We start from the raw sequence: 18,041 nt of genomic DNA, 5'->3' as shown, positions 1-18,041 counted from the left end.
CTCCGGAACTGTTGCAGCAGTGCACCGCAGCCGAGCCCGTCGACCGACGAGAACCGTGTGGGTTTCCGGAAGCAGACTGATCAGCACCTCAGAGTCTGAGAGGGCAGTGACGGTTAAGGGCCCCGCCCGAAGGCGTCCGAGGATGGCCGTTCTGCGGCCCCAAGTATGTGCTACGGGACCGCAGAACGCTGAAGGTCGTCACCTGGGCCGTCGTACGTCCGTCAGAACGTCGTCCAGCAGTCCTCTCACGTCGCTTCCGCCCAGGACCAGCTGTCGATCCAACAGCCGGTTTCCGGTCTCACAGGAGGTCTCACTGACCAGCGAGCACCCATGGCAGGCCGAGAGGTTCAGTTGTGAGGCTCCCTGACGGTCGCTCTCGATGCAGACCGGGTCGTTGGAGCAGAAGTCCGCGTCGTCCAGGGCCGCCACCAGGAGAGGGATCAGCTTCTTGGGATCCCCGAGCCTGACGAGGCCGCCGAGGGTCCCCTGGGCGTCCCCCGCCGCGGTGTAGATCAGGATCCCGGCGGTCTTGTCCGTGCGGTCGGAGTTCGCGTAGATCCTTTCCTGCAGCGCGGCAGACGCGTACCCGCTGGCGAACGCCAGCCGCCGGATCAGCAGGTGCGCCAGCGTGTGCAGGGCGATGTACCTGGGTTCCGGCACGTCGAGACGGCCGGCCCAGGCAGAGTCGGCCCTTCTCGTCTTGAGAATGCCGGCGCGTGCCTGCACCTCCGGCTGCGCCTCCCATGCGGCGAGCTTCTCCTCGTCGAACCGCAGGAAGATCCCTTCCCCGAACAGTTCGATCGCCGGGTAGGTGGGTCGATACGACCGGTCCGACCCCAGATCGGCGTTGATCAGCGCCGCTTCCGCATCGTGGCGTCGGAACCCCCGCAGGGCACGGACCTCCCGTACCCGGCGTACCTGTCCGATACCGCTGATCCTGCCGAGGAGGCTCTGCGGTCCCACGAGCCCTTCGAGGCTTCGTCCGTCGACGACGAAGTCGCTTCCCGTGCGGTCGCGCCCTTCGTCGAGTTTCTTCAGGAACGCCGACCACTCGCCGTCCTTCAGGTCGAGCAGCAGCTCGCCCGCAGGGCTTTCCTCCCCCGCCGCGACGCCGAGGACGGTTTCCGCCGTCACTCCGAGATCGTCGGCGATCAGCTGCGCCAATACTTCCGACTGGGGGCCGCCGTTGTCGGTCACGACTTTCCCGAAGAGCATGTGCCCACGGATCTTGTCGGCCGTGTCCGCGGACTGTGGGCGTTCCTCCGGTATGTCGAGAGCCGAGATTCTCTCGGCGATGTAGTTGCCCGTGGCACCGCGCTGCACGGCAACCAGCTCGTACGGGCAAGGCTTCTTGACGGAAGCCTCCGGCTCCCAGGGCTGCCGACCCGCGCAACGAATCCCGTCGCGGTGCAGGGCCCCCTTCGTCACGAGTTCAGCGAGACTGCGCTCATTCCCGCACCCGTGGCACTTCACCACCAGGGCTGCGAGGCCTTCGCCACGAGTGGCCAGCTTGCGGAACCTGAGCGCCTTGTAGTCACGGCAGAAGCGGACCGCTTCGTTCAGGCTCGCCGCGCGCCCACGATGTGCCCACTGGAACCAGTTGATGTCCTGGATGTGGCTGCCTTTTTCGCAGACGGCGACATATCGCATCGGTACAAGCGCGCCCCCGCAGTCGCAGGTGTTGCTCCACTTACCTTTTTTCTTACCGGTCAGCTTCGAGAGCTTGTCGCAGCGCTCGCAGAACCGCCAAGCGGGAAAACGCCAGTACGGCAGCGCGGGGGTTTCCTTTGCGGCCCGGCTCGCATGGGCCGGTGGTTGTCTCAGGACACCGGCACCGAGGCGGGCCATCAGACGCTCACAGCTGATCTCGTGGGCGAACTTCTTGTCCCACCAGGACGTGTCCGGCGCCATGAGCGACTCGCCTCGCACGTCGACGATCGCTCCCACACCGAACGGTGAGATCGTCTCGGAGAGGCGCAGGTCATGCCTGATCTTCTCCATGGTACACCTCCTCCTGCGGTTCCTGGACCTCAACCGCCACGTTGGGCTCCACAGACCTCATCGAGTCTCCGACGAGCCACCCCTCGCCGGGCTGACCGAACTTCTTCAACAAAGCTGCCTGGTCTTTCATCGTCCGCTGGTAGTACAGGGGCTCGTCCGACTCGCGTGCCTGCGCTGCCCGTCGGTCCCAGTCCCTCAGGAGGCTCCACATCGCGGAGCGTGTTTCCGGGGCTTCGAGATCATCGGCGCGCGTCACATAGCCGAGGAACCGGTCCACGAGTCGCTCGACCGCTTCGCGGATCCTGTCGTCCCCGAGGTCGAACCGACCTGCCGCGTCGTGCGGGGCGAGTGCGGTGAACGACTGCCGCAGCAGCGCCACGAGCGCGCCGGCGAGCGATCTCTCGCGCGAGGCCAACGACCACGGCGTGACGCTCGTGGGCTCCACGCTCCGGTAGAGAGCTTCGTGGTAGCCGCGGAAGGTCTCGAAGTGCGACCGGTCACGGGCCCTGCCCGACCGGAACAGCGTGACGACGACGCCCTTCGTGTCTCCACGCCCGACACGACTCGTGGCCTGGATGTACTCGGCCGTGGTCTTCGGCTGCCCCACCATGAGCATCAGCGCGAGCCGCGGAATGTCGATGCCCACGGAGAGCATGTTCGACGAGAGGACCACGTCGACGGCCTCCGGCGACTCGTCGGCCCTGACCCGGAGTGCGCGGAGATCGTTCGGCAGCTCCTCGGCTCCGCGACGGCTCGTCAGTTCCAGGACCTTCCCCGCCCTGACGGGCCGCAACGGGAAGCCGAGCCTCTCGGCTCGGGGCTCCAGACGGCCGTTGACGTCGTCAACGACCAGCGTCCCGGTGCGTCCGAGCTCACGAAGACTGTTGTGGTACATGACCAGCGTCCAGTACGCGTCCCGTGACGCGGCGGACGGGGCGCGGGCGGCGAGCGCCTCCGGCATCTCCACCATGGGGGTGACGGCGGCGATGACGGCCGAAGGCTGCGAGACCGACTGCGGCATCAGGCCGACGTAGAGACGTCCTTCTCCGCTTTCCACCGGGCGGGAGAAGAAGGTCCGGTCGTCGTCGAGTCCCGATGGCGGGTACAGGGCGACCTCACGCCCGTAAAGCCCCTCCACCTGCTCCTCGGACGCGCGGATGGTGGCCGTCGAGGCCACGATCTTGGGACTGGAGCCCGACCGGCTCAGCAGGAGCTGGATCACCGCGTCGAAGACGGCGACGGTGGTTCCGAGCGGTCCCGAGAGCAGGTGCAGCTCGTCCTGGATGATCATGGACGGTTGCCTGAAGGTGGTCCCGAGACCGAGCAGCCTGCCCGCTTCCGGCCTGAACTGCAGACGCGCGAACTTGTCGACGGTGGCCAGGAGGATCGTGGGCGGCTCCTTGTAAAGCACCTCGTCGACGACAGCGAGCGGGAGCTCGCCGGCGAAGTCGCACGACGCGTCGACACAGTGGAGCACGACGTCCACGCCGTCCAGGCGCATGCCGTAGTCCTCTGGCTTGTCGCTCCTGAGCCTCGGCACCAAGGGTGTCAGGCACCATGGGCAGCTCTCGATCTGGAACTCGTTCGCCTCTTCCGGGCGCGCGGCCTTCTGAAGCCGCTTGAGTGCCTCACGCGCCTCTACTCGCGTGCCGGGGGTGACCTCGTTGCCCACCCACAGACCGATCGAGAACGGCGCCATGCCCTTCGCCCGGTCGTCCGTGGCCCGCAGCCGCTCCATCGCGCAGACCAGTGCCGCGGCCCGTTGGAACTGCTGAGAGGTCAGGAGCCGCAGGGTGTAACGGGTGATGACGGCGGTTCCCCCGCCGGCCGTGCCGTGAGCGAGCCGTCGGCGGAACACCTCGATCGCGGCGAGACCCAGGTATGCCTCGGTCTTGCCGCCACCGGTCGGGAACCAGATGAGGTCGACGAGGTCCCGATCCTTGTGCCCCTCATCAACGGTGGAGGCCAGCGACACGAGCAGGAAGCCGAGCTGGAAGGGTCGCCACCGCGGCTCCGGCACCTGCTCCTCCGGCTTCCCGCGGTTGATGGACGCCTGCCGCATCTGAAGACGCATGGCGGCCATGCCGAGTGAGAAGGCCGTTCGAAGGTTTTGTCGTCCCGGCGCCCGGAGGAGGTCTATGCCTTCCCTCATCCTGTCGACGGCGTCCTGCGAACGGCCGGCGATGCGGACAGCCACGGCCCTGTCGTAGCCGAACACCTCCGCCCGTTCCATCTGTCGGGTGGCCCAGCCGGCGAACGCCTGGAGGAAGGCGTCCAACGATCGAAGGACCGCTTCGGGATCCTTGTCGATCTTCTGGAGGTGCCCCAGCTCCAACGCCTCGGCCTCGGCCGTCCCTTCATCGAACCCCGTGGTCTCGACGGCGGGCACCACGAAGGCCGGCACGGGATCGAGGAAGACCTTGGCACAACGGCCGTCCGCGAACTCCCAGTCCGCGGCCATTCCGTGCCCGACCGCGTAGACCTTTCGGTTGCGATATCGCAGGCGCAGCTCGGCGGCTTCCGGGTCGGTGTCGATCGAGCGCGTGGTGTCGTACTCCAGGATCTCCGCCCCGGCGGAGGGAGCGGCGGCCAGGTGGACCTGGAACAGCGTCCGAGGGATGTCGAGTCGGTCGTCTCCCGTGGATTCGGTCAGGACCCGTACGTGGACGGTGACCAACGAGTCGCCCTGGAAGTCGCGCCAACGCGACCCGATCTCGATCGAGACACCACCCACGGAAAGGCGCTCGGGCCCCTTGCCCCGCTGGAGGTCGAGGCCGTCGACGGAGTACGGGGTACGCCGCCACCTGGGCGGCCCGTCTCCCTCGACAGCGGCGTACGTACCGCACGAGAAGTCGACGTCGACCGAGTCGCCGTCGGTGACGAAGGAGAGCGCGACGGACGAGGGCTTCCAGTCCTCGGCCAGGGGGACACCGGCCCCACTCTCCTCAACATCACCATCGGGGACATCCGCCGATACCTCTTCGTCCGTGTTCCCGTCGCCGTGAGAGCCTCGGGCCTCGGCCTCGACCGGGAACAGCATGCCGACGGCGTACTGCCGGTGAGGCAGGTTCGCCGTGACCTCCTCGTCTCCGGCCTCGGGCCCCACGTAGGAGGCTCGGAGATGGTGGAGGGCCTCCTTCTGGGCCGCTGTGAGGTTCACTTCCCAACCTGCTTTCGAAGAAGATCCTGGAGCCGCTTCTTGCCGTTCTTGGACGCGACCACGTGGAGCGTGACCCGCGCCCGCGTGACAGCCACGTAGAAAGCGGCGAGTCCCCGGTCGTCGTATTCCTGGGGCAGGTCGCACACGATGACGTGCTCTGCCTCCAGCCCCTTGGCGTAACGGGGGTTGGTCACGAGGAATCCGGCCTCGCTCCTGCGCGGCTCGGCGTCCTCGGACACACTGATGATCCAGATGTCCTGGCGACGGGCCCCGTTCGCGACGAGGTCGCGAGCCACGGTCTCGGCCGCGGAGACACCGGCCGTCCCGTCGGACCACCGCCATTCCACTCGGTCGCCATGGACGATGCCCGGGTCCCCGACGTCGGCGCCGAGGTACTCCTGCACGACGTGGACGATCGCACGGGTGTTGCGCACGTTCCGGTCCAGGTCGTACTGAAGCGCCTCCTGCTGGACCAACTCGCAGACCTCCGGATCGAACTCGCCGTCGACGCGTGCCTGGTTGTTGGGGTCGAGAAACATCCTCCACCGGCCGCCCTCTCGACCCCCGCGGATCACGGCGTCCAGGGCATCCATGCCGCTGGCGTTCATGAGGTCCTGTGCCTCGTCGACGAAGACGACGTCGTACTGCTTGTCACCGGACAGGTCCGCGAACGGAAGGAGATCGATGTCTCTGCCCTCGATCCGCGGACCGAAGAAGTCGACCAGGGCGGGCGAGTGAAAGGTGATGAGAACCGCCTTCCCTTCGCCCGCCTCCTGCTTTGCGCCTTCCGCCAACACCAGGGATTTCCCGGTGCCCGCGCCACCGAAGACGAGCATCCTCGGGTTCCGGGAGAGCGCGGCCAAGACCCTGGCCTGGCCCTCGGTCGCTCGATTCTGCTCCTCCAGCACGGCGCCCCGCTGTGCATCGATGACGGGCATCCTCGTGAACTCGCCGAAGAGACGGGCCCGGAGAGTCTCGGACCGGGCGACTCTGACTCCGAAGGGGGCGGTCCTCGCCTCGCTGGCAACCTTTTCGAAGGCTTCCGTCAGTGCGGCGATGCTCATCTGCTCCTTGGCCCACCAGTGGCTCCCCTTCCATTCGACGGCTGCCGGAGGCGCGTCTATGTCGGGGGTGAGGGCAACGGCCTCGGTCGCGAACCAACCGACGCCTTCCTCCTGGAGGATGTCGCGCAGCGCGTACATCGCCGACTGCGCCTGGTCCATCGGCGACTCACGCAACTTCTTCCAGTCACCGTGACGGTCGATGGAGTACCAGACACCGTCGTACTTCCTGACGCCCCCGCCCTTGACCTCGACGATGACGACGACGCCGTTCCAGAGCACGACGAAGTCCGCTTCCCCCTGCTGCTTTACCGCGTGACTCCGCAGCTTCACGGAGTGGAAGGCGACGGCGTCGGAGGGGCCGTCGATCGCTCGCAGCAGCCTGGCCACCCGCCGCTCGGCGTTGCTGGTGGTGGTCGCCTCGATGTCGGCGAGATCCGGTATGACAATCACGATCCCTGCTTTCGCCAGAGGCCCTCGTAGGCACGGAATCCGAGGAAATCGTTGACCGCGCCGAAGTTGTCGGCAACGTCCACGATGAGGCACTCCTCCTTGCCGCCGTTCTCAGGACCACGCAGACCGCGGCCGGCCATCTGGATGTAGGCGCTGGGACTGAACGTGGGCCTCGCGATGTACAGCGCCCGGACGCCGGGCGCGTCGAAGCCCTGGATCAGCAGGTCGCAGTTGGCCAGAACCCTGATCTCGTTCCTCTTGAATCTCTCGATGACGTCCCGGCGCGTCTGCCGTCCGGTCTGGCCGCTGACCGCCTCGGCCGCGACCTTCCGGTAACGCAGTGTCGCGGCGAGGACCTGGGCGGAAAGGACGTTCGGCGTGAACACGAGGATCGGCCATTCCGGATCCCGTTTCAGGATGTCGTCCACGAGGATCTTCATGCGGGCCTGGTCCCGACCGATGCGGTCGAGGACCTGGGGCTCGAGTTTGCGGAGGGACCGCACCTGTGCGAGTTCGTCCGGCTCCAGCGCGACCTTCACGCCGTTCAGCACTTCGTGTCGGACCCTGGCGAGGACACCTCTCTTCGACAGCTCCGGGTAGGCGTTACCGTCGAAGGCGCTCATCTTGTGGTGACCGAAGCGGGCCGCCAGTTCCTTCGTCGGCTCGGTAACGTCGCCGCTGCCCTTGAACGGCGTCGCCGAGATGCCCACCAGAGGCCGTTCCCAGCTACGACCGTCGACTCCGAGCCACCTGAGGATCTTCGTGTACATCTTCGACCCGCCGGCCCGGTGCGCCTCGTCGATGAACACAGCGGAGGCCCTGCTCAGCCACTCGTACTCAGGAGTGTCGGCCACCCAATCGAGCTTGGCATCGGTGGCCACGACCACACTGAACTCGGTGTCGGGTTCGTGGACAACGTTGTTTTTCCAGAGCCGGCCGATCGTCAACGGACGCTCGTCCCCGAGCCAACGCCAGACCGTCCCGAACGTCTGCACCGCCTGCTCGCAGAGCTCCTCCGACTGCGCGATCCAGAGCACGGTTCCGCTCATCTCGCCCTCGACGAACAGCCGCAGCACGGTTTCGGTGGCCACCCGGGTCTTCCCGGCTCCCGTCGGAAGCTCCACCATGCCCTTGAGCGCGCGACCGTCCCGCCCTCGGGACGTCAGGACCTCCTTCAGTTCCTCCCTGATCTTCTCCTGGAAGTCGTGCAGGGGCTTGAGCTTCACGGCACCGGGCACGACGAACTCATCGTCCTGGTGTCGGGTGCGACGCCCGGCGTACTTGGCGCCGAACCCCATCTTCCGAAGCCAGGCGACGGTCGATGCTCCCCCCGCCCATGTCGTGGGAACGTCCGTGTACCCCTCGGTGCTGAACTCCTCCGCAAGAAGCTTGATCGAGTCGCTGCCGTACACGGTCAGAAAGAGCTCAGCGATGGACGTGGAGGCGTCCACCAGGCCCTGGCCCTCGAGCGCCTGCCAGAGTCCCTTCGGCAGGTTCTCCTTAAGCGTGTCGTCACCGATGTAGATCGCCAGCCGCTCAGCGTCATCGGGCGCAGCCCTGGCGTCCTGCCGTTGCGTCTCGAGATGTTGGTCGACGCGTGCCTGGAGGATGTCGCTCAGCTCGGCGTTCGACAGACGCAGGTCGAATGCCTCGTTGACGATCTGCAGGACACGACGTTCGTCGAGTTCTGCCTGGACCACCAGGGTCAGTCCCTGGCGGTGCCATTCGAGCGACTGGTCCTCGACACCGTCCTCTGTGGTCACACGCTTCGTGATCTGGACGGCTTTCGCCACCGTAGCGTTCGTGACCTTGTCCTCGACGAACGTCGAGCGCAGTCCGGTGTAAAGGTCGATGACGCGCTCCTCGACCTGCCGGCCGTCGATCAGCAGCGAGAAGGAGAAGCTGTCCTCAAACCGTCGGCATCCGACCATTTCGACGAACTGCTCCACTTCGTCCTCATCCACCTTGAGGTACGGCTTCTGCCTAAGACTGAGGAACTCGCGTTCCTCCTCAGTCGTCGCCAAGTACACCGCGTCGGGCCGCCTCCTCTCGATGGCGCGCCCCACCCGGGCGGGAACGAACGTCGGATGTCCCTCCGGGAATGCGAACCGACTCGCGGTGAGGATGAACCCCGTCAGCGCCACGTTGCTGATGGGCGAGGTGACCTCCGCCTCAAGCGCTTCGCGCAGGACCTCCGCGGGGACCTCGCCCAAGTCCTTGGGCAGCATCAGAGCGTCCTCGACGTGGCGCGGTCCTCGGAAGAGAGGCAGCAGGGCCTCGTACTGGACGAGCGAAGCGGAGACGACGCGACCGGGAGCCCGGTGACCGCGAGTCGACTTCAGCAGGCCGGCCCGACCCGCCGCCCAGCGAACTGGGGACAGGACCCGGTGGCTGAGCCCCGTGTCGATGTCCGTGCAGAGCCAGTGCCCTGCCTGGTCGAGTCTGAGCAGCCCTTCCGTCCACCGCTCGCGTATGGCTTCGGGCACGCCCGCTTCCTGCAACATCAGGAGTGCCGAGAACGGACCGGGGCCGTCCCCCCTGTCGAACTCGACCTGCTCGACGGGGCGCTCTCCGGGCCCGAGCCTCCGGTTCACCTCATCCACCACGTACTGGCGGTAGTCCCCGAAGTGGACCTCGTCCTCGAGCGAGTACGAGGCCACCGGCTCAGTGACGACTCCGGCCGCGTGTGCGAGCTGTGGCACGCACCTCGTCCGGTCCAGGACTCGATCGGGAGTGCTGTCACCGAGGCCATCGATGTCCAGCACATACGCGGGCAAGGCCCAACCACCGTCGAGCGTCGGAACCCTGAGAGCACCCGCCTTGTTGCCCGCCACAACCTTCTGTGCCTGTGCCATGGGCACATCAGTGGCGGCGTCCCAGAACTTCGGGAGCTCGTCGTCCTGGGACTCCGGTGACAGCCTGGCCATCCTGGCTTCGAACTTCGCGAGAGGGTCGAGGTCCCGGAACCCTCTGTCCACGAGCTTCTTCTCGACGCCGGGAACGGCCAGGAAGTCCGGATCGACGAAGCACGATCCTTCGATGTCGACGTCCTCCGCACGATGGAGGAAGACCCGGTCGCGGTCTTTGATGGACAGCATGCCATCGGTCGTCGGTATGACCTTCGCAGGGCCGAAGCCGTTGGGATTCCTCAGCACGAATTCGAGCGCCTTCGCCGCAGAGGCCACGTCGGGCCCCTCCGCCCACTCCCGAAGCCAGGAAAGGACACCTCTCTTGGGGATTCTCTCCAACGCTTTCAGCTCGTCCCTGGGACGTGAGTCGGCGAAGGCGGAGGAGACGCTGCATACATACAGCGCCCTCAGACGGGTCACACGCTGACCGCTGGCATAGCAGCGCCAGTGCGGCACGGCGTCGTCGGTGTGGGGCGACCTGATCCACTCCTCGTGGTCACGCTCGGATGCGTCGCCGACACCGAAGTCGAGTGGACGCAGCTCCGGCGGCGTGCGGAGCGCACCGGTCGCGTCAGGGATCAGGGCCTTCTCGCAACCGAGCTGCGGGACATGGACGCAGAGGATCTCGTCGCCGAACGAGTGGGTCTCACGGCCACGCGCTGGCATGTAGTCCAGGTGTGCTGCCGGATCGTCGACGGACGAGACCTTCGGCAGCATATCGAGGAACATCCCCGAGAGAGTCACGAGGATCTCCCGGTTGTACGTGTTCGTGAGCAAGGTGGTGCGGTCGTCGTTGACACTCCAGGGCGCGTTGAAGAGGGCGGACGCCGATGTCCTGTCCTGGAGCGGGAAGTACGACCAGAACTCGCCCGTTCTCAGTTGAGCGAAGCGCGCAGGCATCGCAACCGTGACCTTCATCCGGTCGCGCGACACCGCTTCCCCGACCTCGATCCGAGCCTCGGGACTGGGTGCGTGCATTCGGTTGTCGACGTACCACTCGTCGTGGTCACCGTCGGGACGCTCGATCCGGAACCTGCCATCGCCCAGGTCGCGCGACACATGGCTCGTCACGAAGTTCGCGTCGGCTCCGACCACCCTAAGTCGAATCTCACGCACCGAGTTGACGAAGAGGAGAAACTCGGAGCGGAATTCCTCGATTTCCTTCCTGAGGCTCTCCAGCCTCGCAGCATGCGGCAGTCTGACGATCGTCACCGCCCAGTCCGCCAGCTCGGCAAGAATCGGGTCTTTGGCGAACTCGGCCTCCGCATCGATCCGAGTGAGGGTCCTCAGGACCGGGAGCCTCTTGGGCACAGGTGCGATCGCTGCGATCGCCGAATTCGCCTTCGGAGAGTTGAACTCGAAGGCAACCGATCGGCTGAACACCTGCGGGGTGTCGGTGACCGCGAGCACCGACTTGAAACCGAGCCCGAACCGACCGATCTCGTCGCCCCGCTTACCACTGAGGTGCGCATGAGCGAGCGTGGTGAGGCCGCTTCGGGAGAACGGACGACCGGCATTCGCGCAGTACAGCGACTGGCGGTCGAGGTCGAGGACGATCTCGACCCGCCCTGCTCCCTCCTCGTGCTCGGCAGCCCCCGACATCGCGTCAGCCGCGTTCTGCACCAGCTCCAGGAGCGTCCGGTTCGAGTAGCCGCCGACCCGGATGGACTCCTCTTGGTTGGCATGCTCCGTAATCAGGTTCGCATTCGCGCGATACGCGTTGATCGCCCGCTCGAAGAGTTCGTCAACCTCGCGGACCAATCCCGCGTCGGGCACCCAATCGGCATTCTTCCCCATCACGGCTGCACTGCCCCCGCTCTCAGTACCATAATTCACCAATGTCAGATCTGCACCCATGCGGTTCCTGGACGTCGATTACCGAGGTCCCGACGCGGTGCGACATCGCACACCGTCGACCCGCCACGGAAGGTAAACCCAGCCACGACAGCTCGTCCCCTCAGGTTCCATGGGTGACGGGTGGTGCATGAGCACCAAAACGTCCGACCTGCTACAGGAGGGTGGATCCGACATCCTTGGCCCTTGCTGCAGGACGCTCCGACCGCAGGCCGGTACCGGCACCACCGGTGCATCTCACAGCCCGACTCCGTGCGACCGGCTTCGGCGGTGCTCGTCATCACAGGCAGATCGCTGCCGCCCCACCCCGGCAAGCAGATGCGCATGACTCCTCTTGCGTCAGCGCAGGGCCAACGACGGGCTCAGACAATCCCCCTGAACCCTCATCATGATGATCTTCACAGTTCCCCCGCATCGTGAAGCTCCAGCGTTCAATAAATCCCCACCACAGGGAACCCCCTGTTACCGATTCGCAATCCGGAGATCACCTACGACATCCGACCAAAGCCGACGCACCTTCAACGGGTTTGCCTACCAGGCAATACGCACCCACCCAAGGGTCGACTGCGCGACCGGACACCCCGGAAGGAACCAGACATCCATGAGCCACTACTCATGAACCGGCCTTCACGACTCTCCTTGCCCACGCTTCGTCAAGACTTCAGCAACTCCTGGGCAAGTGGAAGCACTTCCGCCGAATCGGGCTACACCGACCGGGGCACAACAGCAGTGGAGTGCGCCTTCCGTGCGCCCCTGTACCACCACACCGCGCCCCCGGCCCGACCCCGCCCTACCTTGGGTCTTTGCTTCGACTTCACCGTCACGACTTCACGCAGGTTGGGTGCCCTGAGCCAGGACGGCCGAGGTGACAACCCCTGCCGTCCGATGAGCGCAACGAGCACCCACGCGGGGCTGTGGACCATACGTGGACACGGAACCGTCCATCGTCGGTGCGTACACCCGTGACCTGCTGATTTTCCGTATTAGGAAGGGTCCTCCGGAGCCGTGTGCGCAGGTTCGAATCCTGCCGGGGGCACCTTGCATGAGGTGCCCAAAGACCCCGCCATCAGCGAGAACGCTTTGGACGGGGTCTTCGCGTATGTGCAGTGGACGCCGCTCGGAGCGGGCGTATGTCAGGTTCTGTGGACGAGCTGTGGGCGGGATCTTGGAGCATCGCCGCAGGCGAGGCGACTCAGTTCGACGTCAAGCAACAGGGCTTGTCACACAACCTCTCTCAGCCCCCCTGCTTCATGTTGAGACCTCCGCCCCCCAGTCCCACAGAGCCTGCAGGACAGGGCCGAGGCGGTGTCCACTCGAGGTGAGCGCATAGCGCACTCGCGGCGGCCAGCCCGGTCGACGGTCGCGCGCGACGACTCCGGCCTTGCCGAGCTGCGCCAACCGGTCGGACAGCACCTTGTCCGACAACATGGGCAGGGCCGCGCGCAGCTCGCTGTAGGAGCGGTCACCGCGTAACAGTTCGCGAACCACCAGCGTCGTCCAGCGGCCGTGCAGGGCCGCCAGCGTGATCTCCACCGGGCACTCGGGGGTTGGTGCGGTGACGCTCGCGCGCGGGTCGTCGGGAAGCCCTGCCGGGTGACCAACCGTTCGGTGAGTCACGAGATCGCCTCCTAGCGTGTGGGGCACTTCGATTCTCCAGGCCCGGAAGGACGTCTGTCGATCATGCGAGCCTTGGCCGATCGGCCCGAAGAGGTGCCCGCGGTGTTCGCCGAGCGATTCAACAGCGGCGACGCCACCGCGTTGGCGCAGGTCTACGAGGACGCGGCGGTGTTGGTCCCGCAGCCGGGAATGCCGGTTACCGGCCCGGACCTGCACGCCGCCAACGGCCGCCTGCAACAGTTGGGAGTCCCCATCTCGGTCCGTCCGCGGCACGTGTACCGCAAGGGAGACCTGGCGCTGCTGATAGTCGACTGGGTCATCGACGGGACCGGCCGGGAGGGCCAGGCCGTGCACGTCGAGGGCACCGCCACCGACATCGCCCGGCGGGGTCCGGACGGCCGTTGGCGGTATGTCATCGACAACCCCTTCGGCACCCGCGCACAGCGACTGCCCACCGAGGACACCGTGGAACCAGCGTTCTGAGCGAGCACACCTGAAAGAGGCCGAAGCCCTGGAGCGGGTCGCGTTGCCGGCGTGGCGGTGAGGGGCACTCTCCTCAGCGTGCGGGCCCGCCGTTCCTCGGGGAGACCAGACCCAGTTCATAAGCGAGGATCACCGCCTGGGCCCGGTCGCGCAGGTCGAGCTTGGCGAACAGGCGGTTGATATGGGTCTTCACGGTGTGGTCGCTGATCCGCAGCCGGGCCGAGATCTCCGCGTTGGTCAGCCCGCGCGCGATGAGTGTGAGGACCTCGGTCTCCCGGGCGGTGAGGTTCTGCAGTGACGGTGTCGGCCTGGTGGGGGAACGCAGGTGGGCGAACTCCGCGATGAGGCGCTTGGTAACGGAGGGGGCCAGCAGCGCCTCTCCGCGTGCCACTACGTGGACGGCGTTCAGCAGCTCGGGAAACGTCGTGTCCTTCAGCAGAAAGCCACTGGCGCCGACGGCCAGCGCCTCGTAGATGTACTCGTCGAGGGCGAAGGTCGTCAGCATGAGCACCTTCGGCGGCCTGTGGACCGGGGCTCCCGTTTCCTCGCCCGGGTCCCGGCCCTCCGGGTCGAGCATGCGGCGGGCGGCTTCTATACCGTCCATGACCGGCATGCGCACGTCCATGAGCACCACGTCGGGATGGGTTTCGCGGGCCATGCGCACCGCTTCCAGACCGTTCTCGGCCTCTCCCACCACCTCAATGCCGTCCTGCGTGGCCAACAGGTTCGCGAAGCCGGTACGGACCACTGCCTGGTCGTCTGCGACCAGCACCCGGATCATCCGGTGGCTACCCCCTCCCAGATCTCTGAACGATCTTCAGGTGTCCGAGTCTGCTCCACGGGCAGGACGGCGTCGACAACGAATCCGCCCGACGGCCGAGGACCGGCCGAGAGCCGGCCGTTGAGCAGTGTCGCCCGTTCGAGCATGCCCGCGAGTCCATGGCCGGTGCCGGAGCCGGTGGACAGTCTCCGCGGCGCCCGTCCGCCGGAGCCGGGCTTTCCCACGCCGTGTGCTCCGTCGTCCTCGATCCGTACGGTGACCCGGTCCGGGTGGCGGCCGATCTCGACGACGGCCCGCGCGCCGGGGGCATGCTTGCGCGTGTTGGTCAGCGCCTCCTGCACGATGCGGAACGCGGCGAGGCCCACGGTGGCGGGCACCGGTTCCGGCCCACCGGTCCGGCGCAGTACCACCTCGCCCCCGGCTGCCCGGTGCTGCTCGATCAGCTCGTCCAGCCGTTCCAGGGTGGGCTGCGGCGAGGTCGAAGCGCGTTCGCCGGTCCGGTCGCGCAGCACGTCGAGGATCTGCCGTAGTTCCGACAGCGCGGTACGCGCCGATTCCGCGATCTGCTGGAGATTCTCCCGCCCCTCCGGCCCGAGGTCCGCCACCGTGTAGGTCGCGGTCTCCGCCTGTACCGCGATCAGCGATACCGAATGGGCCACGACGTCGTGCAACTCCCGTGTGATGCGGGCACGTTCGGCCTCCGCAGCCCGCTGTCGCTCTGTGGCGATCCGCCGGGCCTGCGCGGCCAGGCGCTCGTGGCGCATCTCCTCCCTGCTGCGCACCGCGTCCCCGATGCTGACAGCCGTCACGATCGCCACGGCCACCACAAAGGAGTCGGTGAGGTACGGCACCACGCCACGTGTGTGCTCCAGCGGCAGTCCGGTCAGGTCGTAGGCCCCGGCCTTGATCTGACCGATGTTCACCAGTATCGCGCCGACCGTTCCACAGACGGCCAGCGTGACCGGATGGTGCACCCGGTTGCGGGAGAGCGCGTAGAACCCGAGCAGCCCCGCCAGGGCCACCGACATGAACATCTGTGGCCAGACGAGGGAGTTGAGCAGTGCACTCCCTATCGACACCCGGGCAAGCACTGGCCGGGAGTGGCGCCACGCCGAGCACACGGTGGCGAGCAGGGCCGTCAGCGGCACCAGGAAGGAGTCCGGACGCATCCGAAGCGCCTCGGCCACGGCCGCGCAGGACAGCACCGCCGCCGTGGTCCACGGACGGGCGGGCGCATCGAGAACCTGTCGGATCACTGACCGGGCACGTCCGCCGTCACGGGGGGAGTGGACCGCCCGTTCCTTCGCCGCCGGTAAGCGGCAACGATCGTTGTCCATACCGCCGATTGTCGGGCAGTGCATGCGCCTGCTGCATCGGTGCACGGGTTGATCCGGCCCGCAGCAATCAACCCACGGGTTGACGCCAGGATTCGGATCACCGTTTGACGTAAAGCGATCAGCGTCTCCCTACCGTCGTAATCCAGCCCGACGGAGGGGAGGTGACGATGCTCCGGCAATGGACGGCCTGCCGTGCGCAACGCCGGCCCGTCGGCCGGCTTCGGGCCGTCGGCTGGGGTCTGTACGCGGTCTACGCGGTGCTGCTCGCCATGCTGACGACGTTGTCCACGCACCGGGTCTGGGGCGCGGCCGCGGCCGTCGGCTACGGGATCGCCGCGCTGCTGGCCGCGTGCCGCTTACATCACCCGGGGTGGCTGCCCGGTGCTGTGGCCGCCCTCGGGGCGACAGTTGTCCCGCTCCTGCTGCTCGGTACCGCCCGCGCCCAGTCCGAGGTGCGTGTCGTGGAGGACGCGGCCGCGCTGCTGCTGCGCACCGGCACCCCCTATGTTCCAGCGCCCGACCAGCTGTCCGAGTACAACCCGTACCTGCCCGGGACGACGGTCTTCGGACTGCCCCGCGCGCTCTTCGGTGAGGCGGAGTGGACGGACGCGCGATGGTGGTCCGCCGCCGGCTTCGTCGCCGCGGCGGTCGCCGCGCTCCGTGTGATGCGGACACCGGGGCGGGACGACCCGGCGGTGAAGCGGGAGCCTTCCGGCCGCCCGGTCGGCTCGGCACCGGTCCTCCTCGGGCTGCTCGCCTGTCCGGTGATCGGGCTGCCGCTGGCCGTCGGAGGCATCGATCTCCCGGTGGTCGGGCTGCTGTGCCTGGGACTGGCCTACGCGGGCCGGGCGCAGGCCGGGCGTGCCGGGGTGTTTCTGGGGCTCGCCACCGTGCTGAAGTGGACCGCCTGGCCCGCGGTTCCCGTCGCCGTTGCCCTGCTCGCCACGGTTGCGATACGTCGGCGACACGCCTCGCGACCCGGTACGGATGCCCCGCTGGGCGGCTCCGGAACACGCGACGGAATGAGGACCGCCCTGCGCTGCTTGGCGGCGACGACGGCCATCGCGGCCGCGGGGGTACTGCCCGTCGCGGTCACCGACGCGGCGGGGCTTGTCCGGCACGCGGTCCTCTTCCCGCTCGGCATGACGGATGTTCCGTCGCCCGCGGACAGCCCGCTGCCGGGCCATCTGCTTGCCTCGTCCCTGGGCGGAACCGTCGCCGTGGTGGCCCTCGGGGTGGCCGCGGTCCTGATGGCCGCTTCCCTCGTCGTCCGTCCGCCGCTCACCACCCCGGTCGCGGCCGCACGGCTCGCGCTCGGGCTCTCCGCAGCCTTCTGTCTCGCTCCCGCGACCCGCTTCGGCTACTTCGTCTACCCCTTGGTGCTGCTCATGTGCTGCCGTCCCGGCGGCCGGGACGCCGAGCGCACCGCCGTCCCCGTGCTCCGGGGGTCCCCGGCCGCACGGCCGACCCACCGGCACGGCTCTGACCTGCCTGCCACCGTTCGCGTCTGACCACAGGAGACCACGTGTCCGCGGATACCTCACGAAACCTACGCAGCATCGGAATGGAGGCGGGCGCGGTTCGGGACCGGGCTGGGGCCCCTGATGCGGCCGGGTCCCGCCGTCCCTTGGCGCGGCGCCCGTTCCGGCTGTCCCGCACCGCCGGGATATTACGCCGGCTCGGGGGCCGGGTGTCCTTCGTGGAGGGGGAACTGGCCGGGCTGGCCGGGGTGGTGCGTGCGGGCGGCACCTGTCTCGACGTGGGCGCCGAGTACGGCCTGTACACGTACACGCTCGCCGGCCTGGTCGGGCCGAGCGGAGCGGTGCACAGCTTCGAACCGCTGCCGGGAGCGTTCAGGGTGCTGTCCGCCGGAAGCACCGTGCTTGGCTGTCGGGGCACGGTCCACCGGCACCGGGTCGCTCTCGGTGCGCGTACTGAACTCGCCGAGATGAGCCTGCCCGTGCGCCGCGGCCTCCCCGTGCACGGCCGGGCGTTCGTCACCTCCGGTGCCGACGGGCTCGGCCCCAACGAGGAGTTCGCCGGGGAACGCCGCCTCCCCGTCCGGGTCACCACCGTCGACGCCTTACGGGCCGGCGGTGTGCTGGGCCGGGTGGACTTCGTCAAGGCGGATGTGGAGGGTGCCGAGCCCGCCGTACTGCTGGGCGCGGACCGGACTCTGCGCAGCGACCGGCCCGCTGTGCTCCTGGAGATCGAGGAACGCCATCTGGCCAAGTACGGGTGGAACGCTCAAGGGGTCGTCGACCTGATGGAACGGCAGGGCTATCGCATGTACGCGTGGCGGAACGCGCGCTGGCGTCCCGTCCCCCGTGTCACGGACGAGGGACGCAACTACCTGTTCGTCACCGACCGGGATGGGGCGTGAGC

Annotated in this window: 10 protein-coding genes; 3 read left to right on the top strand and 7 right to left on the bottom strand. The window is 67.5% G+C overall.

Features of this window, described 5'->3' with window-relative positions:
- Positions 1-198 precede the first annotated feature (198 nt).
- From drmB to IE97_RS0128040, 5 genes are all read right to left on the bottom strand, one after another.
- A complete protein-coding gene (gene drmB, locus IE97_RS0128060; RefSeq protein ID WP_030246340.1) occupies positions 199-2,001 on the bottom strand; it encodes a DUF1998 domain-containing protein in 1,803 nt (600 codons plus the stop codon).
- Complete coding sequence (locus IE97_RS0128055; RefSeq protein ID WP_030246337.1) at positions 1,982-5,161, bottom strand: helicase-related protein; 3,180 nt, start codon at positions 5,159-5,161, stop codon at positions 1,982-1,984. The genes drmB and IE97_RS0128055 overlap by 20 nt, the downstream gene beginning before the upstream one ends.
- Positions 5,158-6,675 carry a nuclease-related domain-containing DEAD/DEAH box helicase gene (locus IE97_RS0128050; RefSeq protein WP_030246335.1) on the bottom strand — a complete coding sequence of 506 codons (1,518 nt, stop codon included), beginning with the start codon at positions 6,673-6,675 and terminating at the stop codon, positions 5,158-5,160. Before IE97_RS0128050 ends, IE97_RS0128055 begins: the two co-directional genes overlap by 4 nt.
- Positions 6,672-11,441: a DEAD/DEAH box helicase gene (locus IE97_RS0128045; RefSeq protein WP_234331868.1), complete on the bottom strand. Its 4,770-nt coding sequence runs from the start codon at positions 11,439-11,441 to the stop codon at positions 6,672-6,674. Before IE97_RS0128045 ends, IE97_RS0128050 begins: the two co-directional genes overlap by 4 nt.
- A gap of 1,245 nt (positions 11,442-12,686) precedes the next feature.
- Positions 12,687-13,055, bottom strand: a complete 369-nt coding sequence (locus IE97_RS0128040; RefSeq protein ID WP_030899306.1) for a winged helix-turn-helix transcriptional regulator — start codon at positions 13,053-13,055, stop codon at positions 12,687-12,689.
- A 63-nt stretch (positions 13,056-13,118) separates the two neighbouring features.
- On the opposite strand from IE97_RS0128040, the gene IE97_RS0128035 reads away from it, so the two are divergent.
- Positions 13,119-13,538 carry a YybH family protein gene (locus IE97_RS0128035; protein WP_030246325.1) on the top strand — a complete coding sequence of 140 codons (420 nt, stop codon included), beginning with the start codon at positions 13,119-13,121 and terminating at the stop codon, positions 13,536-13,538.
- Positions 13,539-13,611: 73 nt separating this feature from the next.
- Here IE97_RS0128035 and IE97_RS0128030 read toward each other — a convergent pair whose 3' ends face one another.
- Together IE97_RS0128030 and IE97_RS0128025 are read right to left on the bottom strand one after the other, a co-directional pair.
- Positions 13,612-14,319 (bottom strand): response regulator, encoded by a 708-nt coding sequence (locus IE97_RS0128030; protein ID WP_030246323.1) that lies wholly within the window; start codon positions 14,317-14,319, stop codon positions 13,612-13,614.
- On the bottom strand, positions 14,316-15,575 hold the full coding sequence (locus IE97_RS0128025; protein WP_158708349.1) for a sensor histidine kinase: 1,260 nt from the start codon (positions 15,573-15,575) through the stop codon (positions 14,316-14,318). Before IE97_RS0128025 ends, IE97_RS0128030 begins: the two co-directional genes overlap by 4 nt.
- 248 nt (positions 15,576-15,823) lie before the next feature.
- Here IE97_RS0128025 and IE97_RS0128020 point away from each other — a divergent pair, with 248 nt between their 5' ends.
- Both IE97_RS0128020 and IE97_RS0128015 read left to right on the top strand, forming a co-directional pair.
- The gene (locus IE97_RS0128020) at positions 15,824-17,167 is read left to right on the top strand and encodes a glycosyltransferase 87 family protein (protein WP_234331870.1); all 1,344 of its coding nucleotides are present in this window, start codon (positions 15,824-15,826) and stop codon (positions 17,165-17,167) included.
- Between the two features lie 116 nt (positions 17,168-17,283).
- Positions 17,284-18,039 carry an FkbM family methyltransferase gene (locus tag IE97_RS0128015; protein ID WP_234310757.1) on the top strand — a complete coding sequence of 252 codons (756 nt, stop codon included), beginning with the start codon at positions 17,284-17,286 and terminating at the stop codon, positions 18,037-18,039.
- Positions 18,040-18,041 lie beyond the last annotated feature (2 nt).

The organism is Streptomyces sp. NRRL S-455, assembly GCF_000717875.1.
Lineage (GTDB): Bacteria > Actinomycetota > Actinomycetes > Streptomycetales > Streptomycetaceae > Streptomyces.
Note: the sequence above shows the minus strand (reverse complement) of the source record. Positions and strands in the feature narration are given on the sequence as shown.

Bases quoted from the DNA above. Each gene is read 5' to 3' on its own strand.
- IE97_RS0128020 (WP_234331870.1), top strand. From the start codon at position 15,824: ATGCTCCGGCAATGGACGGCCTGCCGTGCGCAACGCCGGCCCGTCGGC.
- IE97_RS0128035 (WP_030246325.1), top strand. From the start codon at position 13,119: ATGCGAGCCTTGGCCGATCGGCCCGAAGAGGTGCCCGCGGTGTTCGCC.
- drmB (WP_030246340.1), bottom strand. From the start codon at position 2,001: ATGGAGAAGATCAGGCATGACCTGCGCCTCTCCGAGACGATCTCACCG.
- IE97_RS0128030 (WP_030246323.1), bottom strand. From the start codon at position 14,319: ATGATCCGGGTGCTGGTCGCAGACGACCAGGCAGTGGTCCGTACCGGC.
- IE97_RS0128045 (WP_234331868.1), bottom strand. From the start codon at position 11,441: ATGGGTGCAGATCTGACATTGGTGAATTATGGTACTGAGAGCGGGGGC.